The organism is Gordonia sp. NPDC127522 (assembly GCF_042672305.1).
Classification (GTDB): domain Bacteria; phylum Actinomycetota; class Actinomycetes; order Mycobacteriales; family Mycobacteriaceae; genus Gordonia; species Gordonia hongkongensis.
The window spans coordinates 52,735-74,905 of record NZ_JBHXVK010000022.1; the positions used below are offsets into that span (position 1 = coordinate 52,735).

At 66.7% G+C, this 22,171-nt stretch carries 20 protein-coding genes; 14 read left to right on the forward strand and 6 right to left on the reverse strand.

Annotated elements, in window-relative coordinates; genetic code table 11:
- Positions 1-50 precede the first annotated feature (50 nt).
- Both ACFVHY_RS22345 and ACFVHY_RS22350 read right to left on the reverse strand, forming a co-directional pair.
- Positions 51-908 carry an LLM class F420-dependent oxidoreductase gene (locus ACFVHY_RS22345; RefSeq protein ID WP_390275520.1) on the reverse strand — a complete coding sequence of 286 codons (858 nt, stop codon included), beginning with the start codon at positions 906-908 and terminating at the stop codon, positions 51-53.
- 114 nt (positions 909-1,022) lie between these two features.
- Entirely contained in the window at positions 1,023-1,625 is a 603-nt protein-coding gene (locus tag ACFVHY_RS22350; protein WP_390275522.1) for a TetR/AcrR family transcriptional regulator, read from the reverse strand.
- A 162-nt stretch (positions 1,626-1,787) separates the two neighbouring features.
- Here ACFVHY_RS22350 and ACFVHY_RS22355 point away from each other — a divergent pair, with 162 nt between their 5' ends.
- The 3 genes from ACFVHY_RS22355 to ACFVHY_RS22365 are packed head-to-tail and all read left to right on the forward strand — an operon-like array spanning position 1,788 to position 4,866.
- Positions 1,788-3,164, forward strand: coding sequence for a flavin-containing monooxygenase (locus tag ACFVHY_RS22355; protein ID WP_390275524.1), 1,377 nt, complete (start codon positions 1,788-1,790; stop codon positions 3,162-3,164).
- Entirely contained in the window at positions 3,161-4,114 is a 954-nt protein-coding gene (locus tag ACFVHY_RS22360; RefSeq protein ID WP_390275525.1) for an alpha/beta hydrolase, read from the forward strand. The genes ACFVHY_RS22355 and ACFVHY_RS22360 overlap by 4 nt, the downstream gene beginning before the upstream one ends.
- Complete coding sequence (locus tag ACFVHY_RS22365) at positions 4,111-4,866, forward strand: SDR family NAD(P)-dependent oxidoreductase (RefSeq protein WP_390275526.1); 756 nt, start codon at positions 4,111-4,113, stop codon at positions 4,864-4,866. Before ACFVHY_RS22360 ends, ACFVHY_RS22365 begins: the two co-directional genes overlap by 4 nt.
- Positions 4,867-5,144: 278 nt before the next feature.
- On the opposite strand, the gene ACFVHY_RS22370 is transcribed toward ACFVHY_RS22365, so the two are convergent.
- On the reverse strand, positions 5,145-5,843 hold the full coding sequence (locus ACFVHY_RS22370; protein ID WP_390275528.1) for a class I SAM-dependent methyltransferase: 699 nt from the start codon (positions 5,841-5,843) through the stop codon (positions 5,145-5,147).
- A 50-nt stretch (positions 5,844-5,893) separates the two neighbouring features.
- On the opposite strand from ACFVHY_RS22370, the gene ACFVHY_RS22375 reads away from it, so the two are divergent.
- From ACFVHY_RS22375 to ACFVHY_RS22405, 7 genes are all read left to right on the forward strand, one after another.
- Positions 5,894-6,868 (forward strand): NADPH:quinone oxidoreductase family protein, encoded by a 975-nt coding sequence (locus ACFVHY_RS22375; RefSeq protein WP_259936089.1) that lies wholly within the window; start codon positions 5,894-5,896, stop codon positions 6,866-6,868.
- A 74-nt stretch (positions 6,869-6,942) separates the two neighbouring features.
- A complete protein-coding gene (locus tag ACFVHY_RS22380) occupies positions 6,943-7,212 on the forward strand; it encodes a DUF2277 domain-containing protein (RefSeq protein ID WP_058252418.1) in 270 nt (89 codons plus the stop codon).
- Positions 7,213-7,447: 235 nt separating this feature from the next.
- The gene (locus tag ACFVHY_RS22385) at positions 7,448-7,708 is read left to right on the forward strand and encodes a hypothetical protein (protein WP_249356473.1); all 261 of its coding nucleotides are present in this window, start codon (positions 7,448-7,450) and stop codon (positions 7,706-7,708) included.
- A complete protein-coding gene (locus ACFVHY_RS22390) occupies positions 7,708-10,104 on the forward strand; it encodes a hypothetical protein (RefSeq protein WP_390275529.1) in 2,397 nt (798 codons plus the stop codon). The genes ACFVHY_RS22385 and ACFVHY_RS22390 overlap by 1 nt, the downstream gene beginning before the upstream one ends.
- Positions 10,105-10,342: 238 nt before the next feature.
- A complete protein-coding gene (locus tag ACFVHY_RS22395) occupies positions 10,343-10,831 on the forward strand; it encodes a hypothetical protein (RefSeq protein WP_390275531.1) in 489 nt (162 codons plus the stop codon).
- Between the two features lie 576 nt (positions 10,832-11,407).
- Positions 11,408-13,237 (forward strand): ABC transporter substrate-binding protein/permease, encoded by a 1,830-nt coding sequence (locus tag ACFVHY_RS22400; RefSeq protein WP_390275532.1) that lies wholly within the window; start codon positions 11,408-11,410, stop codon positions 13,235-13,237.
- A 4-nt stretch (positions 13,238-13,241) separates the two neighbouring features.
- On the forward strand, positions 13,242-14,051 hold the full coding sequence (locus ACFVHY_RS22405) for an amino acid ABC transporter ATP-binding protein (protein WP_390275533.1): 810 nt from the start codon (positions 13,242-13,244) through the stop codon (positions 14,049-14,051).
- Between the two features lie 25 nt (positions 14,052-14,076).
- On the opposite strand, the gene ACFVHY_RS22410 is transcribed toward ACFVHY_RS22405, so the two are convergent.
- Genes ACFVHY_RS22410 through ACFVHY_RS22420 form a run of 3 tightly spaced genes read right to left on the reverse strand, consistent with a single transcriptional unit; the run spans position 14,077 to position 16,732 of the window.
- Complete coding sequence (locus ACFVHY_RS22410) at positions 14,077-14,991, reverse strand: amidohydrolase family protein (RefSeq protein WP_390275534.1); 915 nt, start codon at positions 14,989-14,991, stop codon at positions 14,077-14,079.
- Positions 14,992-15,035: 44 nt separating this feature from the next.
- On the reverse strand, positions 15,036-16,091 hold the full coding sequence (locus ACFVHY_RS22415; protein ID WP_390275535.1) for an alcohol dehydrogenase catalytic domain-containing protein: 1,056 nt from the start codon (positions 16,089-16,091) through the stop codon (positions 15,036-15,038).
- Positions 16,091-16,732 (reverse strand): PaaI family thioesterase, encoded by a 642-nt coding sequence (locus tag ACFVHY_RS22420; RefSeq protein ID WP_390275537.1) that lies wholly within the window; start codon positions 16,730-16,732, stop codon positions 16,091-16,093. Before ACFVHY_RS22420 ends, ACFVHY_RS22415 begins: the two co-directional genes overlap by 1 nt.
- Positions 16,733-16,928: 196 nt before the next feature.
- Between ACFVHY_RS22420 and ACFVHY_RS22425 the strand changes: the two genes are divergently transcribed.
- The 4 genes from ACFVHY_RS22425 to ACFVHY_RS22440 are packed head-to-tail and all read left to right on the forward strand — an operon-like array spanning position 16,929 to position 22,031.
- Entirely contained in the window at positions 16,929-17,726 is a 798-nt protein-coding gene (locus ACFVHY_RS22425; protein ID WP_390275538.1) for a lysophospholipid acyltransferase family protein, read from the forward strand.
- Positions 17,727-17,742: 16 nt separating this feature from the next.
- Positions 17,743-19,395 (forward strand): AMP-binding protein, encoded by a 1,653-nt coding sequence (locus ACFVHY_RS22430; protein ID WP_390275540.1) that lies wholly within the window; start codon positions 17,743-17,745, stop codon positions 19,393-19,395.
- Between the two features lie 3 nt (positions 19,396-19,398).
- On the forward strand, positions 19,399-20,856 hold the full coding sequence (locus ACFVHY_RS22435; RefSeq protein WP_390275541.1) for a wax ester/triacylglycerol synthase domain-containing protein: 1,458 nt from the start codon (positions 19,399-19,401) through the stop codon (positions 20,854-20,856).
- Positions 20,853-22,031, forward strand: coding sequence for an alpha/beta hydrolase family protein (locus ACFVHY_RS22440; RefSeq protein WP_390275542.1), 1,179 nt, complete (start codon positions 20,853-20,855; stop codon positions 22,029-22,031). The genes ACFVHY_RS22435 and ACFVHY_RS22440 overlap by 4 nt, the downstream gene beginning before the upstream one ends.
- Positions 22,032-22,171: the final 140 nt, after the last annotated feature.

Below are 22,171 nucleotides of genomic sequence, written 5' to 3' on the forward strand. Positions count from 1 at the left end.
ATCGCTCCTCGCACCTCAGGGAGCAGGGGACCGCCTGCGAAGAGCGGGGCCTACACGACCGCCGGGGCGATGCCTAGCTTGCCGGCCAGCTTGGCGAGGTAGCCGCTCGCGCGCTCGACCGAGTCGTCGGGTAGGCCGTACAGCACTGTCGTCACCCCGATCTCGCGCCACTTCTCGAGCTTCTCGGGTACCGGCCGGAAGTCGAGGACGACGATCTGGGGGTCGCCCGCACGCCCGGCGTCGGACCAGATCTGCTTGAGCAACGACACCGATCCCTCGATGTCCTCCTCGCCGGGGGTGGTGATCCAGCCGTCGGCGCTGCGCGCGATCCACTTGAAGTTCTTCTCGTTTCCCGCGGCGCCGACCTGGACCGGGATGTGCGACTGCGTGGACTTCGGCCACGCCCAGCTCGGGCCGAAAGTCACGAACTCGCCGGCGTATTCGGCCTCTTCCTGGGTCCACAGCGCGGACATGGCCTCGAGGTATTCGCGGAGCATGGTGCGCCGACGCTTGGGTGGGACGTCGTGATCGGCGAGTTCGTCCAGATTCCAACCGAATCCGACGCCGAGGGTGACCCTTCCGTTCGAGATGTGGTCGAGCGTCGCAATGGTCTTGGCGAGCGTGATCGGGTCGGACTGCACCGGCAGTGCGACCGCGGTGGCGAGCCGGATGCGTTCGGTGACGGCCGCGGCGGCGGCGAGCGACGTCCAGGGATCGAGGGTGCGCATGTAGCGCTCGTCGGGCAGGGTCTCGTCACCGGTACGCGGATGCGCGGCGTCACGTCGAGTCGGGATGTGGCCGTGCTCGGGGACGTAGTACGACGCGAAACCAGCGTCCTCGATGAGCGGGGCCAGGACGTGGGGCTTGAGCCCGCGGTCGCTGGTGAACTGCACGATCCCGAAATCCATGGGGCCCTCCGACGGCGTCGTTCGGTCGTCCGCGGTTTCCGGACGGTTGACTGGACACCAGTCTAGGTGATCGGCGTCACCCAGGCCAGAGGGCATCGGGGGACCTCATCCGACTCATCTCTGCGGGTCGGTGGCCAGACCCGGCATCACGAACCGCTCGAGATGGCGTCGGACCTGCCCCGCGTCGTCGATGTCGAGGGCCTCACCCGGGGAGGTGCCGAGGCTGATCAGGACGCGCGCAACCCATTCGGACACCTCGTACGGATCGTGCGCGGGGTGTATCTCCCCGCGGGCGGCGGCCTGTTCGACGAACGGGAACCAGAACGCTGCCAGGTCGGGAACCAGCTTGACGACACCGACGCCGGCGCATTCGGCGAACTCCGTGGGTTCCTCCGTGCGGAGTCGGAGCAGCAACGTGCCCGGGTCGTCGTAGGCGCCCCGGCCGATCCGGACGCCGGCGGTGAGTTGCCCGACCAGGTCGGGGATGGCGTCGAGTTCGGCCCGGGCGTCGCGCCAGAACGACTCGGTGAGACGGACGATGGTCGCGCCGATCATGGACGGTTTGTCCGGATAGTGCCGATACAACCACGCGCGGGACACGCCTGCCGACTCCGCGACCTGCTGCATGGTGGTCGCCCGGATTCCCTTGTCGGCGAGCAGCTTCTGCGTGGCGTCGAGCAGTCGTTCGTGGACCGTCGTGGTCGAGGCCTCGGTCACTGACTCCTCCTGTGGTCGTGGTCGGTGCGCGCTGCGTCCCCACATGTCTGCTCAGGAGGGCACTGCGTAGACAGTTCGCCGATTCTGTGTACACGATACGTCTCATCGTGTAGACACAAATCAGATTGTGTCTACATCCAACGGGTCCACCGAGGGGGCAGTGTGCCTTTACCAACCACCGCAATCATCGGCGCCGGTATCAGCGGGTTGACCGCCGGCAAGATGCTCACCGACTACGGCGTGCCGTACACCTGCTTCGAGAGTTCGGACCGGGTCGGGGGCAACTGGGCCTTCGGCAACCCGAACGGTCACAGCAGTGCCTACCGGTCGCTGCACATCGACACCTCGAAGCACCAGTTGTCGTTCCGCGACTTCCCGATGCCCGACGAGTATCCCGACTTCCCGCACCACACCCAGGTGAAGGCCTACCTGGACTCCTACGCCGAGGCCTTCGACCTCTACTCCTCGATCGAGTTCACCAACGGAATCGAGCATGCGACCCGACTGCACGGGGGCGGCTGGGAACTGGAGACCCAGGGCGGTGAGCGCAGGCGGTTCGACCTGCTGGTGGTGGCGAACGGCCATCACTGGGACCCGCGCTGGCCTGATTTCCCGGGCGAGTTCGACGGAATCGAGATGCACGCCCACCACTACATCGATCCGCGTACCCCGCACGATTTCACGGGTAAGCGCATCCTGGTCGTCGGACTCGGCAACAGCGCCGCCGACATCGCCGTGGAACTGTCGTCGAAGGCGCTGGACAACACACTGACCCTCTCCACGCGGTCGGGAGCGTGGATCGTCCCGAAGTACTTCGGGGGCAAGCCCGCCGACAAGTACTACCGGTCGACGCCATACCTGCCGACGTCGTGGCAGCGCAAGTTCGTCCAGGTCATGCAACCCGTGACCGCGGGCCGGCCGGAGGATTACGGTCTGCCGACGCCGAATCACAAGTTCTTCGAGGCACATCCGACGCAGTCGGTGGAACTGCCACTGCGACTGGGCTCGGGCGACGTGATCCCCAAGCCCAACATCAGCCGGTTCGACGGGTCCACGGTCCACTTCGACGACGGAACCGCCGACGACTTCGACATCATCATCTACGCAACGGGTTACAACATCACGTTCCCGTTCTTCGACCCGGACTTCATCAGTGCGCCCGACAATCGGATCGACCTCTACAAGCGGATGTTCTACCCGGGGATCGACGACCTCGTCTTCGCCGGTTTCGCGCAGGCGGTTCCGACACTGTTTCCCTTCGTGGAATGCCAGGCGCGGCTGATCGGGGCCTACGCCACGGGGCACTACCGGCTCCCGTCGGTACCGGAGATGCGGCAGACGATCGAGGCGGACATGCAGTACTACACCGGACACATGCTCGACCGCCCGCGGCACACGCAGCAACTCGATCACTATCTCTACGAACACAACATGCGGACCAAGGAGATTCCGGCGGGGATCCGGCGGGCCCAACAGCAGGGGCCGCCGACGTGGGCCGGGGTCGCCGATGATCTGGTCTCGAAGGGAGCATCCGCATGACCATCCCCAATGGTGCGACCACCGTACGCTTCCGATCGTCCGACGCCGACTGCGACGCCTGGTTCTTTCCGGGCGCGGAGTCCTCGCCGTTCGAGATCGACGGCAAGCGCCCCGTCGTCGTGATGGCGCACGGTTTCGCCGGCACGAAGGACTCCGGCCTGGCCCCGTACGCCGAGCGGTTCGCCGCTGCCGGTCTGGCGGTCCTCGCGTTCGACTACCGCGGGTTCGGATTGTCCGGTGGCGAACCGCGGCAGTCGATTTCGATGGAACGGCAGGCCGACGACTACCGCGCCGCGATCGGCGCCGCCAAGAAACAGCCGGGAGTGGACACGGAACGGGTGATCCTCTGGGGAGTGTCGCAATCCGGCGGGCATGCACTGACCGTGGCGGCCGACCGGACCGACGTGGCCGCGGTGATCGCGGTGGTGCCACTGGTCAACGGCCTTGCCGCCGGTCGCGTCGCCTACGCCCAGGTCGGCGGAGCCGCGATCGCCCGCTCGACCGCCACGGCAGTGGCCAGTTCGGTGGGCCGACGGCTGGGCCGGGGTCCGAAGATGATGCGGGTCGTCGGCGAACCAGGCGACGTGGGCGCCGCGCTGACCGCACCAGGGTTTCTGGAGAGCTACCGCGCGATCGCGGGGCCGTCGTGGCGCAACGAGGTCGACGCATCGGTCGGATTGGAGATCGGGTCGTTCCGGGCCGACAAATCCGCGGCACGCGTGCACTCGCCGGTGTTGTTCCAGATCGCCGACTTCGATTCCGCCGCACCGCCGTACGCGGCATCGAAGACCGCGTTCAAAGCTCACGCCGAAGTGCGCCACTACCCGTGCGACCATTTCGACATCTTCGCGGGCAACGACTTCTTCGAGCCCTGCGTCACGCACGAGATCGGTTTCCTGCGACGTCATCTGGCATCGAACGCCGACGTTGTGGAAGCGGCTACGCGATGAACCGGGCGGTCGTGATCGGGGGTGCCTCGGGGATCGGACTGGCCACCGTCGACGCGTTCGTCGGCGAGGGGATGGAGGTGGTGGTGGCCGACCGCGACGTCGACCGTGCCGAGCAGGTGGCAGCGACGCGCGACGGGGCGCGGGCGGTGCACATGGACGTGACCGACGAGGACTCGGTCGCAGCGACTTTCACCGGCATCGGCGACTTCGACACGGTGGTGAACTGTGCCGGACTGTCGAATCCGGGTGCGCTGACCGAACTCGAACTCGATGCCTGGCGCAACACCATCGACATCTGTCTGACCGGAACGTTCCTCGTGATCAAACACGCCGGCGCCCGGATCGCCGAGGGCGGATCGATCACCTGCGTCGCCTCACTCAACGGCCGCCAGCCGGGCGCCGGGATGGGGGCGTACTGCGCGTCGAAAGCCGGTGTGCTGATGCTCGTCGAGGTGGCCGCACTCGAACTCGCCGACCGTCGGGTGCGGGTCAACGCGGTGTCGCCGGGGCTGGTCATGACCCCGCTGACCGAGGGCATCGGCTTCGTACCGGGCCTCACCGAGGACTACCTCGACAACACCCCGCTGGGCCGGAGCGGGGAACCCGCCGAGATTGCCGACACGATAGCCTTTCTCGCCTCCGGCAAGGCGCGCTGGATCACCGGTGCCGCCTTCGACGTCAACGGCGGTGCGCACCTGAAGCGCTATCCGGATGTGCTCGGCAGGGTGCGGGCGCTGGCCGGCGAGGCCTGACGCCGGCGGCTAACCACCGCTCCCTAATACGAAAGAATGACATAACCAATGCTCCCTGAGCTGAGGTGCGAGGAGCGTCAGCCGCCGGGCCGAGCAAGCGACGAAGGAGCGCGTCGAGGTCAACGAGCCTCGAAGGGTTGGCGACAGCATCTCACCAGGACCCTTCGTGACGGCCTCCGCAAGCTCCGGCCTCCTCAGGGAGCAGCAATAGGGCTTGCGCCGAGCACAACGAGAGCTTTGTGTCCACGACGGCCGTCAGATCGCACACCCCTGAGAGGTCAGGCTTTCCGCGGTAGCGGCGCGCCCACCTCACCCGAGTCGCGGCGGAGGACACGCAGCGATCCCTCCGCGCGCACCTCGGTGAACTGTCCGGTTTCCAATGCCTGGCAGTAGATCTCGTACGGCGGGCGGCCGCCGTCCGCGGGGTCGGGGAAGACGTCGTGGATGAGCAGGGCCCCGCCGATGCGCACCCACGGCGCCCAGCCGTCGAGGTCGGTCTGTGCCGCTTCCATGCTGTGCCCGCCGTCGATGAACACGAAATCGGCCGGACGGCCCCAGATCTTTGCGGCGACGGCCGACGGCGCGAGCAGTCCGACGACGGTGTTCTCGAGTCCGGCGTCGAACATGGTGCGGCGGAAGCGTGCCGAGGTGTCGAGCGTCCCGGTGTGTGCGTCGACGAGGGACTCGTCGTGGTACTCCCAACCGGGTTGGTGTTCTTCGGAACCGCGGTGATGGTCGACGGTCACGATGACGGCATCGTGCGCTTCGCCGGCCGATCCCAGGAAGACGGTGGACTTCCCGCAGTAGGTACCGATCTCCACGCAAACCTTCGTCGAATCAGGTTGGGACAGATATTCTCCGGCGATCTCGAAGAGCGTTTGTGCCTCGTCGAGCGGCATGAATCCGGGTGCCTCGTCCGCGACGCGGAGGCGGTCGGGGGAGGGTGCGTTCGGCGACGGTTCCGCAGGTTGTGACATGGCATCAGATCCTATCGGGTGTGTGACGGTCGCCGCGTAGGGTGAGCCGTATGAAAGCTCAGGTACTCACCGCAGAGACAGGCCCGTCCGGACTCGAGTTGCAGGACGTTCCCGATCCCACCCCGGCCGACGGCCAGGTCGTCGTCGACGTGAAGTCGTGCGGCGTGTGCTTCCCCGACGTGCTGATGAGTCAGGGCAAGTACCAGCTGCGCGTGCCGACGCCGTTCACGCCGGGCACCGAGGTCGCCGGCGTGGTGCGCTCGGCTCCCGACGGGGCCTCGGTGAAGGTCGGGGACAAGGTGCTCGTGGCGTCGATCGTCGGTGGATTCGCCGAGCAGGTCGCGGCCGCGCCCGAACAACTCCTGCCGCTTCCCGAGGGACTGACCTTCGAGCAGGGCTCGGCGATGGGCATCAACTACCAGACCGCTTTGTTCGCGCTGAAGACTCGCGCGCACACCCAGCCCGGTGAGGTCGTCGGTGTGCTCGGCGCCGCCGGCGGCGTCGGGACCGCGTCGATCATGGTCGCCAAGGCGATGGGCGCGAAGGTCATCGCCATCGTCCACCGGAAAGGTGCCGAGGACCTGCTGCGCAGCGCCGGGGCCGACGAGATCGTCCAGCTCGAGGAGGGCTGGGGTACCAAGCTCAAGGAGATCGTCCCCAAGGGCGTCGACGTGATGATCGACCCCTCGGGCGGCGAGGTGTTCGACGAGGCGCTCCGCCAGGTCGCCCCCGACGGCCGCTACGTCGTGGTGGGCTTCGCGGCCGGTGGCATCCCGACCGTCAAACTCAATCGAGTCCTGTTCCGCAACATCGCCGTCGTCGGGGCCGCGTGGGGCGAGTATGTGCGCACCCATCCGGAACTGAATCTGCCCGCGAAGCTGCATGAAGAGCTGACGCAGATGATCGCCGACGGGATGGAACCTCAGGTCAACGTGACCTACACGCTGGACCAGCTGCCGGAAGCGTTGACCGATCTCGCCGAAGGGCGGATTCTGGGGAAAGCGGTCGTCAAGATCGGCGAGTAGGCCCTCGGCGGGTCGGCCGGTTGCGACGTCGCATCGCCTTCCGCCCAGCGCGTCCGTCATCGAAGGGATCTGCCATGTGCCGCAACATCACCGAACTCCGTGGGCTCGAGCCGCCGGCCACCGAGGACGAGATCGAGGCGGCCGCACGGCAGTACGTGCGCAAGGTGAGCGGCGTGCGGCATCCGTCGCCGGCGAATGCGGAGGCCTTCGAGGCCGCGGTGGTCGCCGTCACCGCGGCTACCCGCACGCTGCTCGACGTCTTGCCCGAGCGTCGTCAGCCGCCCAAGACGGTGCCCCCGCTCCGGCGCCCCGAGGTACAGGCGCGGATCGCCGCTCGGGGCTGAGGAGTCCCACACACAGGTTCAGCAGTAGGTATCGCCAGGCGATACCTACTGCTGAACTCGTCTTGAGTTGGTGCGCTGTGGACTGACACCCGACCACGGGCTCGCGTGCGGTTAGTATCACTCCACGTGAATGCCTGTGCCTCTGCGGGAGGGGCACGGTGAGTGGTTGGGGGATTCGATGACACCAAAACCCGTTGAGGTCACTCCGAGCAGCTTGACGGATGCGGCTCGTCACATGGCGAGCAACGGAATATCGATTCGTGCGATCGAATCGCCGACGTTCGGCGCGATCGCGATGGCGGTGCCCGGTTTCGAGGTTGCTGCAGTGGCCGACAGCGTCGGCGCATCCGTCAAACAGGCGCTGACGACGATCGCGGGCCGTCACGAGCAATTCGGAGACGCCTTGGACTCGGCGGCGTCGGTCTTGGTGAACGTGGACGACGTTGCTGGGAGATTGCTTCAATCCCTGGGCAATCTCAACCAGCGACCTGAGTGATGAGTGCAAAGACTCGCAGCATTGTTGCCAACGCACATCCGGAAGTGCTCGGCCACGCGGCTTCCTCGTTGAGCCCGGTCTCGACCGCAATCGAGCGGAGGGCCGGAGAGCTGTATGCAAAGGTAGCCGGCCTCGACTGGAAGGGCGCTTCGTACGACGCTGCCGTGATTCGAGCCGACCACGAGAAGACTCAGATGACTCGTGTCGCCGCCGCCGTTGACGAACTTGCCAGGGCCTTCAAGTCGGGTGCGAGCAGGATGACGCCCATGGTCGAGACGCTCAACACCACGGCCACCAATTTGGTGGGGGACCGGTTCTCGGTCGACGACGACTGGACGGTCCGCGATCTCCGTGACTATGAGGCCGAGGAGCGGCGCAACGAGGGTGACAGCGTCGCGTTGACACGAATTGCGAACGAGCGTGCGTTACGGGGGAACGAGGCGACGAACGAGACGGTCCGGCTCCAACGACTCGCACGCGAATTGCATGATGCCGACGTCGACACGAAACGCGCGATTGTGCAGGCGGAAGAACTCATTCGTGCGATGGCGCCGGTCACCGCTGGTTTGAGTTCACGCCAAGCTGAGCTCGACGTCAGGGCCTTACGAGAAGGGAACATCTCACCTGCTGGTCTCGCGCGTCTGAACCATGCGACGCACTTCTCCCCGGAACAACTCGAATCGCTGCGTCAAGGTCAGCCGACAGAGATTTCGCAGGGGCAGTACGACTACCTACGAACGTTCATGCGCGAGGTCGACTCGGCCAACATGAACGAGTTGCTGCGGGTCCACGAACAAGCGCCAGGTGTACTCGGCAACGCCCTCAGGGTGATGTCCTCGCCGAACGTCAGGACGAAGGCGGGGTCGGCCGGCGGGCTCGACCGGCTTCCTGACAGCGTCGTGTCGTTGCTCCGGGAGAACCAGATCAAGCACGAGATAGTGGGACAGCCAGGCGGTCTCTACTCCCTCACCGGCGTGAATCGTCTCGACGACTTCAAGGCGCTCAACACGATCCTCAGTGACCGAACCGACCGCAATCTGCAACTGGGCACCGACGTCGATCGAGGGATGTTGAAACAGGCGTCGGAGATTGCTGGTGCGCTCCCACACGACGAGGACACGCCCTTCGGCTTCTACGACGAGAATCAGTCCTACGACGAGGTGCGCAAGGTCGCCAGCTCGATGCTCAGCACCGCAAGTCACGACCACCAGGCGGTGACAGACTTCCTCACAGGCGAGCGGATGGGGGTGACCGTCGCGGAAGGACACCGATACGATGCGGACACCCATGTGCTGAACGTCCTGACCGAGAACTGGTCTGAGGGCGATCCGAAGATGTGCACCCCCGATGACCAGCGCGGACCGACAGACCTATTCGACTGGATCGGCGAAGCGGTAGCGGCGCCTGGCTACGAGGGTGAGCTCGGAGGTAAGTCGGCGGATGCGCTGGCGCGTGTTCTGATCGAGAACGAAAAGGCACTCGATGCTCTTTACGTCAACAAGGACCACAGCGGAAATACGGAATACGAGACCTTTGGCGAGCGAAACCCCTACGTCTCACAGGTGTTGGCTGCGAACCTCGCTCCGTACTTCGGAAACTTTGCGGACGCACCCAGCGAGGTTCTGACCAATCACACGGCCGGGCCGCTTGCAGACACAGTTGAGTTCTCCAAATTGATCGGAGTCCTGTCCACTGACCCCGGAGCCGGCCGAATCGCCCTGACCGCGGCCGTCCAGTGGGAGAACTACCTTGCGCACGAGTTCGGAAGCGACCCGGACAACACCGAACTTGCCACTGCCGCAGGCAAGATTCATTCTTCGATGAGCGGCGGGTTGAGCAACGCCTTGGAGACGTTAGCGGACAACGACGAGTGGGAACGGCTCCGCAAATGGAATGAGGACACCTTCCTGATCGACTCCGCGGGTGCGCTGGTGGGGGCGGGCGGATTGTGGATCCCGGGTCTATCCGAGGTCGCTGGACTCACGGTGCCACTCGTGAAAGCTGAAGAGATCAGTCTCCCGACCGCAGACCCACAGCAGGACGAAAACACTTGGCGGACCGAGATTCGTGACATGGAAACACAGTTGGACAAGATGACGGCCGGAACCGACCGCGTGGTGCAAATGACTTCGGGCGTCCTTGAGGACCGGCCGGAACTCTGGGGTAAGCCGTGGCACGATCGAACGGGGTCGACGTTCACTTTTGTCAGCGAGAACGGGACACTCGACACAGATATGGTCCGAAAACACGAACAGGCCTTCCGCGAGTTCTCGCGTGACATTGGCGCTGAAACGGTCCGGTTCCGCTACAACGACCATTTTGATGAATCGGAGAAGGATCCGACGATCGACGAAACTGATGATGAATTTGAAGTCTCCGATAGTGCGCCTCGCTAGCGCCACCGCGAGCCTCGTCTTGTGCCTGGCGCTCTCGGTCGGATGTAGTACCAGCGATTCGCCGCAGGGGCAAAACAGTGGGGCCCAGACGTCGGCCGCCGAGACCACGATTTCTCCATCGGCTGCTCGGCTGGAACAGGGGCTGCAGTGGCGCATGCGGTGGCGGGACGATGGCGTCGTAGGCCTCCACTCGTCCTTGGGGACGTTTGTTCGGGCAGTCATTGAGTCCCACATACTCGTGCTTTACGACTGGGACATCGAAGGTGAGTACCCAGGGGTTCGGGAGGCCGTACCGATACCCGACATTCTCGACCCGGCTCCAAGTAGCGACCCTTATCACACGGCAGACAAAATTCTCCGGATCGCGAGTGTGCAGCAGTTGGGAGGTGGCCAGATGGTGATTGACGTGTGCACTGTCGGCCGGGCGAGTAGTAGCGAAGTATCCTTCCCACCGTACTTCTCGTCGGATTTTCGGCCGGAGGGTCCGTTTGGTCGGGTCACTGTGGTGTCCGTGACCGTTCAACGCGAAGGAACAGCTCCGCCCGAGTCGAAGCCTGGCGACAGCTTGTTTCCCGGCGACAACGTGTTCGGCGACTGGAAGGCCCTCGAGATCGAGGCCGGGCTGAGGCCCGGCGAGCAGCCTCTTGACCCGAGCATCTGTGGTGACATGGGTGACCTGACGGCGCCCGGCCCGTCGTACCCCGGTTGGTCTGGTGCCGGCGTGTGAGTGGTCCCACACAGGTTCAGCAGTAGGTATCGCCAGGCGATACCTACTGCTGAACTCGTCCTGAGGTGGTGGAGCCTACGAACCGGCGGCTTCGTCACTGCCGGTGACGATCGTTTCCGCGAAGTCCCACAACAGATTGTCGAAAGCCTCGATTGCGTAGAAGATTGCAGACAGCATGATTTTTCCCGCTTTCACTTCGAATTCGACAGTGGACGCAGGCCGCAACAAAAGCGCACGTCGACGGCCTGTGGGATAGCGGGATGGGCGCCAGATAACCAAGAGGGGGTTGATTTCCGGCGCGGTGAAGAAATGATGTTACAAATCCCGAATCCCTGTATCATTGGTAGCACGCGAATCATTTTCCGACAAGCAGTTCGCAAATTCCGGTAGAGAAGTATCGGCGTCGACTCCACGTAAGTGTCCCCGACGATCGGCGTGAGACGGCCAGGCCGACGGTGGCATCCGCAGCGCGCCTCGCAGGCGCCCCGTGACGACGACGATCCCCAGCTCAACCGGGTTAAACCCACCGGCGAGCAAAAATTTGGGACACCTCCTGCGCGTGGGGATAGTGTCGACATGGTGTCCAACCACCGATCCCATCGCGCCCGACGGGCCGTGCCGCGCGCGGTGCGCGTCGTCGCGCTGGCACTGACGGTCGCCATCGTCGGCCTGCTGACCATCCTCGGCGGACCTGCGCCGCGAGCCCAGGCGGCTCCCGCCGACAGCTGTGCGCCCGCCGGACTCGCGTCGGCCTCGGCCGCGCCGGTCAATCTCGCCGCGGCCGATCAGGGCGGTGATGACCGCTACACCACCGAGTCCACCACGCCGCTCGACCAGATCGACGTGAGCCGTCTCGAGTTGCTGTCGCCCGGCAAGATCTCCGTCGGCACGCTGTCGGACGCCGGACCGAGCATCTGCGTCAACGGCGCCGGCGACTTCACCGGCTTCGACAACGAACTCCTCAAGGCCGTCGCCGCGAAGCTGGGTCTGCAGATCGAGTTCAACGGGACCGAGTTCGCCGGCCTGCTGTCACAGGTGGCCAACAACCGCTTCGACGTCGGGTCGTCATCGATCACCACCACCGACGACCGGCGCAAGACCGTCGACTTCACCAACGGCTACGACTTCGGCTACTTCTCACTCGTGGCGCCGACCGACGGGGCGATCAAGGGTTTCGGCGACCTCTCCGACTCGACGCGCATCGCCGTGGTCCAGGGCACCGTCCAGGACGACTACGTCGTCAACACCCTGGGCCTCGACCCGGTGAAGTTCCCGGACTACGCCACCGCCTACGCCAACCTCCGGAGCGGTCAGGTCGACGCCTGGGTCGCACCGTCGCAGCAGGCGGAGGGTGCGGTCCGAGAGGGCGACGGCACCGCGATCGTCGAGAACACCTTCAGCGTCAACAACTTCGTCGCGTGGGCCGTCGGCAAGAACAAGCCGCGGCTCACCGAGGCCCTGAATTCCGGACTCGACGCCATCATCGCCGACGGCACGTATGCCGACCTCTACGTCGACTGGGTGCCGCGCGAGCTACCCGAGGGGTGGAAGCCGGGCAGCAAGGCGGCGCCCGCGCCCGAACTCCCCGACATCGCCGCCATCGCCGCCGAGAACGCGGAGAAGGCCGGACCGGCCGAGGAGACCGCGCCCAAGAGCACCCTGGAACAGCTCGGCGACACCTTCTTCAACTGGGATCTCTACAAGGAGTCGTTCCCGGAGCTGATCAAGACCGGGCTCGTGAACACCTTGATCCTGTCCGTGGTGTCCGGCGTGCTCGGCACCATCCTGGGCATGATCCTGGCGCTCTGCGGCATCTCCCGGTCGCGGTGGTTGCGCTGGCCGGCGCGTGTGTACACCGACATCTTCCGCGGACTGCCCGCCGTCGTCGTCATCCTGATCGTGGGTCTCGGTGTGGGCCCGGTGGTCAAGGGCATCACCGGCAACAACCCGTACTGGCTCGGCGCGGTCGCCCTCGCACTGCTCGCGGCGGCCTACATCGGCGAGATCTTCCGATCCGGAATCCAGAGCGTCGACGACGGGCAACTCGAGGCCTCGCGGGCCATCGGGTTCAGCTATCGGCAGTCGATGCGTCTGGTGGTGGTGCCGCAGGGCGTGCGGCGGGTGCTCCCGGCGCTGATGAACCAGTTCATCAGCCTGATCAAGGACAGCTCGCTGGTGTACTTCCTCGGGTTGCTGGCCAGCCAGCGGGAACTGTTCGCGGTCGGCCGCGACCTGAACGCGCAGACGGGCAACCTCTCGCCCCTCGTCGCTGCGGGAATCATGTACCTGATCCTCACGATCCCGCTGACGCACCTGGTCAACTACATCGACCGGCGCCTGCGCACCGGACGCCCCACCGATGTCCAAGACGACCCGCTGCCCCCGACCGTCGTCGAGAAGGGATAGGCCCATGCCTGATCTCAACAAGTCCGAGAACGACACCGAGGGCTCCCAGACGCCGGGCTCCCGGACGCCGAGTACGACCGCGACCCGGACGGCCGTCTCGCTCACCGGCACCGACCTGCACCTGTCCTTCGGCAAGCACCACGTGTTGCGGGGCGTCGACATCCAGGTCGACGCCGGCACCACGACGACGGTCATCGGACCGTCGGGCTCGGGCAAGTCGACTCTCCTGCGCGTGCTGAACCGGCTGCACGAACCCGACCAGGGCGACATCCTGCTCGACGGCCGGTCGGTCCTGACGGACAACCCGGACGAACTCCGACGCCGGATCGGCATGGTGTTCCAGCACTTCAACCTGTTCCCGCACAAGAGTGTCGTCGACAACGTCGCGCTCGGGCCGCGCAAGCTGAAGGGGCTGAGCAAGGACGAGGCCCGCGAGGTCGCGCTCCGGCAGCTCGAGATCGTCGGGCTGACCAACAAGGCCGATGTGCGCCCGGCACGCCTGTCCGGCGGCCAGCAGCAGCGGGTGGCGATCGCCCGTGCGCTCGCCATGACCCCCGAGGTCATGTTCTTCGACGAGGCGACCTCCGCCCTCGACCCGGAACTGGTCAAGGGGATCCTCGCGCTCATGGCCGACCTCGCCACCGAGGGGATGACCATGGTGGTCGTCACCCACGAGATGGGCTTCGCGCGCACCGTCTCCGACAACGTGCTGTTCATGGATCACGGTGCCGTCGTGGAGACCGGGCGTCCGGAGCAGGTCTTCGACAACGCGACGTCGGATCGGCTGCGGGCCTTCCTGTCCCAGGTGCTGTAGCCGGCGGGTGGCGCCCACGCCGTGCTCAGCCGATGCGGAAGAGCCTGGAGCCGTTGCGGTAGAACACGTCTCGGAGCCACTCGTCCCCGAGGTCGAGGCGGATGATCGCCTCGAGGGCGTGGGTGTAGCCGTAGGGGATGTTCGGGAAGTCGCTGCCGAACAGGATCTTGTCGCCGGCGTCGGCCAGTCGCGGCAGGTAGTCCGACGGAAACGGGGCGTCCTCTTCGGCGAAGTCGGTGAACGCCATCGTGGTGTCCAGGCGCACATTGGGGTACTCCAGCGCGAGGTCGAGGAAAGCGGTGTACTCGGGCATCCCCATGTGCGCGACGATCAGCGGCAACGACGGAAACCGGTGCAGCAGTTCGCGGATGGGGTCGGGTCCGGTGTACGTCCCCGGCGCGGGCCCGGAACCGCAGTGGATGATGACCGGGACCTGGGAGTCGGCGATCTGCGACCACACCCCGTCGAGCAGCGAATCCGTCGGGGCGAAGTCGCCGACCTGGATGTGGCATTTGAAGACCTGCGTGCCGGACTGGATGGCGCGGGAGACGTAGGTGTGGGCGGACTCCTCGGGATAGAACGTCGCCGTGTGCAGGCAGTCGTCGTGGTTGGCGGCGAAGTCGTGTGCCCAGCCGTTCAGCCACTCGGCCATGTTCGGTTTGTGTGGATACACCAGGGACGAGTAGGCCCGCACCCCGAAGTCGCGCAGGGTGGCGACGCGGACGTCCTCGTCTGCGCGGTAGGTGATCGGCCACTCACGTCCGACCAGCGGCCCGACGGAATCGAAATACGCCCACACCTTGTCCATCACCGGTCGCGGCATGAAGTGGGTGTGGACATCGACGATGCCCGGCAGGCCCAGCTCGGTGGAGATCGCGCGCACCCGCCGCGCCTCGTCGGTACTGAACGGCTCGGGGGCTTCGGGAACGGCACTGTTCACCCGAGTGACCGTACGCCGGGTGCGCGGGCGGCCGCGAGTGCCGATCAGCCGACCGTGGACACCCCGGGTGCGATCAGCACCTTGCGGTGGTCGTTGGGCGCCGAGAGCTCGCGAACGACGCGATCGGTCTCGTCGAGCCCCACGATCCCGCTGACCAGCGTCGACGACCCGATCGCGCCCTTTCTCAACTCGGCTGCGGCGGTGTCGAACTCGCGCTTGGTGTAGTAGGAGACGAAGTGCATGGTGATCTCCTTGACGACTCCGGCCACCGGCATGAACGTGTCCGCGCTCAAGCAGACGCCCGCGATGACCACTGTTCCGTGGGTTGCGACCGCGTCGAGGACGGATGCGATCATCCCCGGCTTGCCCACGCACTCGACGACCACGTCGAAGCCCGATTCGACCTGGGCGGGGAGTTCGTCCGGAGCGCACACTGCGGACGCGCCGAGATCGAGTGCGGCCGCGCGCCTGCCCGGCGACGGGTCCGAACACACGAGTTCGGTGGCCACGCCGCGGGAGAGCCAGTGCAACGCCGCGAGGCCGACGGGACCGGCGCCGAGGACCAGCACCCGGTCGCCGGGCCGGACGGACGCGCGGGTGACGGCGTGCAGACCCACCGCCAGTGGTTCGACCAGCGCGCCGTCGACCGGGTCGATGTCGTCGAGCAGGACACTCTCGGCGGCACCGACCACGGCGAACTCGGCGAGTCCGCCGGGGAGGACGCCGAGCCCCAGGGTGCGCGCCGACGGGCAGCGGGCGACGTCACCGGTGAGACAGGCGCGGCACCGATGGCACCCGATGACCGGCATCGCGGCCACGGCGTCGCCGACCCGGAAGGAGTGTGGGGCATCCGGGTCCGCGGGCCCGATGCCGACGACCTCGCCGGCGAACTCATGGCCCATGATCGTGCCGGCCGGGAGCAGCGGCGCGGTCGACAGGTCGGAACCGCAGATCCCGTTCGCCGCGACCCGCAGAACGAGTTCGCCGGGACCAGGCGTCGGATCCGGACGGTGCTCGACGACGAATCCGCCTGGGTCGAACTCTCCTGGGCCGAACCTTCCTGGGCCGGACTCTCCGGGGGCGGTCACCGCGGCCCGCATCAGCCCGCCGACCAGCGCACCGACGGGACGTCGACCGCGGAGCGGGGCACGATGAACACCCCTTCGGCCTCGCAGGTCACCCCGTCGGCGTCGGAGATCGTGCCGCGGACGACGCGTTTGCGTCCGCTGCGCTCGGTCACCGACGCCTGCGCGACCAGTGCGCCCAGGGGCGTCGGTCGCCCGTACCGGACGGTGAGGGTGCCGGTGTAGCACGGCCCCTCGACACTGGCCGCATTGCCGAGGACGTGATCGAGGACCATCGCGCACACCCCGCCGTGCACCTGACCGGGCGGCCCCTCGTAGGCCGCTCCCAGCGTGAACTCACTGCGGACCCCGTCGGCGACATGCACGACGTCGAGCGGTGGCGCGAGCGCATTGCGCACGCCGATGACCGCATTTCCCCAGGCCATTCCGGTGTTCTCGCGGGTATGTCGCACCCCGAAGGCCCCGTCCATCTGGCTTCTTCGCAAATCGGCCACCACGTCGGCGATCCGTCGGCGCGCTTCGTCGAGGTCCTCCTCGGCGACCTCGGTGCGGATCACCGCGTCGACGAGGTCCCGGACGGTGTCGGTGAGAGGGGTGTAGACCGCGCGGCGACGCGCGACCTCCGCTTCGGAGATGTCCTCCAGGATGAAGTCCATAAGGCTACCGATCAGTCAGTTGTGGCATAGGTAACGAAGTGTGGCGACGCAAAGTAGAACGTGTTCTAATTTAACCACTAGAACGTGTTCTCATTTTGCGGTTCGGAGGACATCGACCCCGGTCGGACGTCCGGTTCCGACCGATCCAGCGGTGATCCGCGCGAACCGCGAAATCGATCCCGCAGGAGATGGACCGATGAGCGCCGAGACCTTCGACCTCACCGCACGCGACGAGACCTGGGTGAAGCGGGTGCTGCCCGTGCTCAAGTTCGTGGTCAAGACCTACTTCCGCTCCGAGGTCCGGGGCATGGACAAGGTGCCCGACGGCGGTGCCCTCCTCGTGTCCAACCACTCGGGCGGTCTGATGGCCTTCGACGTCCCGGTGATCAGCGTGGCCTTCGCCGACGAGTTCGGGGCGGACCGGCCGTTGTACACCCTGGCCCACGACCTCGTCTTCACCGGATCGGGCAAACAGATCTTCGGGAAGGTCGGGTTCCTGCCGGCTCACCCGAAGAACGCGGTCGCCGCCCTGCGGTCCGGCGCGGCCACCATCGTGTTCCCCGGCGGGGAGTGGGAGGCGCTGCGGCCGAGCAGCCAGAGCGCGACGATCGACTTCCACGGTCGGACCGGGTACATCCGCACCGCACTCGAGGCGGGCGTCCCGATCGTCCCGATCGTCACCATCGGGGGCCAGGAGACGCAGCTGTTCCTCAACCGCGGTGACACGCTGGCCCGGATACTGCGGCTCGACAAGCTGATCCGCACCGACACCGCTCCGTTCGCGCTCGGCTTCCCGTTCGGTCTGACCGCGCACCTCCCGCCGAACATCCCGTTGCCGTCGAAGTTGGTCACCGAGGTCCTCGACCCGATCGACATCACCGCCGAGTTCGGCAACAACCCCGAACACGACGAGGTGGACCAGATGGTCCGCAAACGCATGCAGCACGCACTGGACGACCTCGCCCGCAAGCGCCGATTCCCGGTCATCGGCTGATCACCAGGAGACGACGATGATCTCGCAACTCCGCGATCGCGTCACCACACAGATGTGGCTCGTTCGCACCCTCGTCCGCAGCGGCTTTCTCGGTTCGCTCCGGGTCGATCGCTATGTCCGCATGGGGCTCAACCTCCGTCGGCACGGCGGCGCCTCGCCGGTGAGCGGGATCGGACTCGCCGCGGCGCGCGATCCCGACGGACTCGCCCTCATCGACGAGGCGGGACAACTCACCTGGCGCGAGCTCGATGCCCGCTGTGACGCGCTCGCCGTCGGTCTGCGCGATCTTCCCGGCACGGCGGTCGGTACCGTCGCCATCCTCTGCCGCAACCACCGCGGTCTCATCGAGGCGCTCGCCGCGACGTCCCGGCTCGGTGCCGACGCGGTACTCCTCAACACCGGGTTCGCCGGACCCCAGCTCGCCGACGTCCTCGAACGTGAACAGGCAGACGTGCTCATCGCCGACGACGAGTTCGACACCGTCGTCGAGGCTGCGACGCAACGACTTCCGGATCTCCGGCGCGTCCGGGCATGGACGGAGTACCAGTCGACGCGGGGTGTCACCGTCAACGGACTGATCGACGCGAATCGCGGCGCGCGACCCGCGAGGCCCGAACGTGCCGGCCGGATCGTGTTGCTGACCTCGGGAACCACCGGAACGCCGAAGGGTGCGCGCCGAGGCGGAAGCACCGACGTGGCGTCCCTCGCCGCGATGCTGGACCGGATTCCCTGGCGCGCAGGCGAGTCCATCGTCATCGCGGCCCCGGTCTTTCACGCATGGGGTTTCGGGCAGGTGGCCATCGCGGCGACGATGACGTGCACGATGATCATGCGTCGTCGCTTCGATCCCGTGGCGACGCTCGACATGGTGCGCGACCACGGGGCCACCGGCCTCGCCGTGGTTCCGGTGATGCTCGAACGCATCACGGACCTCCCCGACGACGTCCTCGACGACCACCCGATGCCGACGCTTCGCTTCGCCACCGCGAGCGGATCGCGAATGCGCTCCGACGCTCTTGTCGCATTCCTCGATCGGTACGGCGACGTGGTCTACAACAGCTACAACGCCACTGAGGCGGGTCTCATCACCACCGCCACCCCAGCCGATCTGCGCACCGCGCCGGAGACCGCCGGGCGGCCGCTCGCCGGTACGAGTGTTCGCATCCTCGACGACGACGACCGCGAGGTCCCCGTCGGCGAGGTCGGGCGCATCGTGGTCGCGAACAACTCCGGGTTCGACGGTTACACCAGCTCGGACACCAAGGCAGTCAGCGACGGACACATGGTGTCGGGCGACGTCGGCCGCTTCGACGAGAACGGGCTGCTGTTCGTCGTCGGCCGCGACGACGAGATGATCGTCTCCGGCGGGGAGAACGTGTATCCACTCGAGGTCGAGTTGGTCATCGGGGCTCTCGACGAGGTGGTCGAGGTCGCGGTGACCGGGGTCGACGACGACAGGTTCGGCCAGCGTCTCGTCGCCCATGTGGTGCGGGCACCGGAGGCCGAGATCGGCGCCGAGGACATCCAGCGGCACGTGCGAGAACAGCTCGCCGGATTCAAGGTCCCCCGCGACGTCCACTTCCTCGACGAACTGCCGCGCAATGCCACCGGCAAGATCCTCAAACGCGAACTCCCGTCCGCCCCGTCGACCGAACGAAAGGTGAGCTGAATCATGCACGCTGTCAAGCAGATCGACCGCTCCGCCGAAGTTCTGGACGCCGAACGGATGTCCGGTCCCGACGCGCTGATGCTGAACATGGAATCGGCGTCGACCCCGATGCACACACTGAAGGTCGCGGTGCTCGACACCTCCCGTCGTGACCGACCCCTCGATCTCACCGAGATCGCCGACGTCCTGCCCGACTACCTCGGCATGTTCCCGCGTGCGACCCAGCGGCTTGCGTGGGCTCGCGGACACGGCGCCCGTCCCTTCTGGGTGCACGACAACGACTTCGACGTGCGCCGGCACCTGGACGAGCGTTCCGCCGCCGCACCGGGGGGACGTGCCGAGCTGGACGCGATCCTGTCCGAGCTCGCCGTTCGGCAACTCGATCGGAGTCGGCCGCTCTGGGGACTGACCCTCGTGCACGGTCTCGCCGGTGGGCGGCAGGCGGTCGTCGTCCGCGTCCATCACGCCGTCGCCGACGGTCTCGCCGCACTCAACACGTTCATGGCCGTGACCGCCGGTCCGGATGAGCGGGTCGAGCAGGCGCCGATCGGTGCGACCCGCATCGAGCACGACGACGAGGAGCTCACGCGGGCAGCGCGTTCGGAATCCTGGCGTATGGTTCGTCGCCTGCCGTCGGCGGCGTCGGCACTGGCGCGTGCGGTTGTCGCGAAACGCAGGGCCGGCGATGCCGAACTCATCCCGAAACCCCTGACGGTCCGTCGGACGAGTTTCAACGCCCGCAGCGGCGCCGAACGCGTGTGTGCGTCCGGCGACATCCCGCTCGCCGCCGTCCAGCGACTCGCGCTGGCCACCGGAACCACCGTGAACGGGGCTCTGCACGGTGTCATCGCCGGTGCGATCCGGGCGGAACTCATCGCCCGCGGCGAGGCGCCGGGAGTGTCGGTCTCGATCTTCGGCGTATGCAAGGACCTGGCCTCCACCCGCGTGCACGGCAACGAGATCGCCACCGCGATGGCCTATCTCAGGACGGATCTGGCCGACCCGATCGAGCGGATCGCGGCCACGGGTGCGAGCTGCGCGGCGACCGTGCGATGCCGGCGCGAGGTCGGCTTCGATCTCACCGACGCGCTGGCCACCTACACCGGACGGCTTGGCCCGGTCTTCCGGGGTCTGGCCGCGAATCGCGCGCCGCTGGTGATGAACAACATCACCACCGCCAACATGCCGGGTCCGCGCACCACGCGGTGGGTCGGGGACATCGAGGTCGTCGACTGGATCTCGTTCGCGCTGGCCATCGCACCCGCCGACGTCAATCTCACCACCTACAGCTACGCCGGCAGGCTCAGTATGGGCCTCATCGCGACACCGGAGTCGATGCCCGACCCGGCCGGCTTCTTGCGGCGGGTGGCCGACGCGGTCGCCGAGGCCGCCGGTGCGCTCGGACGGACGACCGCCGACGAGGACGAGAACAGTACCGCGATGGCGCAGGAGGCGAGTTGATCGACTGGGATTCGGGCGCAGCACGACTGGGGTTGTTCGCGAGAGTGCTGCCCCGTGCGATCGGCAGTTCGCGTGCGGCCGGCCGCGGGGATCCCGCGACGGGCGTCCCGCCGGCGGACTGCGGTCCGCGGATGGTCGGGGAGACCGCCGTCGACGAGCTGTTCATCGCGGTCAACTCGGTGATCCGGGACATCCCGCCGATCGACTTCGTGGAAGACTGCGTCGACCGATGTGTCGGTGTCGCAGATGAACTGGCTGCCCTCGGTCCGTCGCGAGTCCACCTCGACCCCGGCCCACCCGGCATCATCTCCCGCAACCGGAAGACCTTCGGGACCACTTCGTTCGATCACATCGACTACTCGGTGGCGGTGCCGCTCCCGGAATCGATCGCCGCGGCCGACCCCTACGCCGACGGGGTCGCCTCGGTGCGGGTGCTGTCACGACGACGCACCGGTCGCCGCTGGTTGATCTGGGTCCACGGGGCGGCCCAGGGGCGGGCCGACGACCTCTATGCGTTCCGCGCGGCCAACCTGTACAACAAGCTCGGTTACGACGTGGTCTTCCCCGTCCTGCCCGCCCACGGCTCCCGGCGAGTCGAGAAGGTGGCCTATCCGGGGTTCGACCCATTGGTCAACACCGTCATCACCATCCGGGCGATCGCCGAGATCCGTTCGCTCATCACATGGATCGAGAGTCAGGAACCCGCCGACATCGCGATCGCGGGGACGTCGCTCGGCGGACCGATCGCCGCGATGGTCGCCTCGATGGACCCCCGTATCAGCTCGGTGCTCGCCGTCGTGCCGATGCTGGAGATGCATGCCACCCTGGCTCACCACATGGAGCGCGGCGGGTCCAAGGGGCGCCATCTCGCGTCGTTGATGAAGAGCGAGCCGGTTCGTGCGGTCTCGTCGGTCATCAACCCACTGTCCGTGGAGCCGGTTCCGACACCAGAACGCCGCATGGTGGTCGCGGCGCTCAACGACCGGGTGACCTCCGTGACCGCCGCCCAGCAACTACACGATCACTGGGGTGGGAAAGTCCACTGGTACTCCGGTAGCCATGTCGGACATGCCATCTCGGGCAGTATCCGACAGGCCACCGACGAATTCCTCCGCGCCGCTCCGCCCCCGGCCCCGCGGTCCGACAGCGAACCCGGCCTCCGTTCGCTGATGTGAACCACTGCTCCATGAGGAGGCCGGAGCTTGCGGAGGCCGTCACGAAGGGTCCTGGCGAGACGACGTCGCCAACCCTTCGAGGCTCGTCGCTAACGCTCCTCGCACCTCAGGGGGCGGGGGGTGGATCGCTTCGCTCGCTC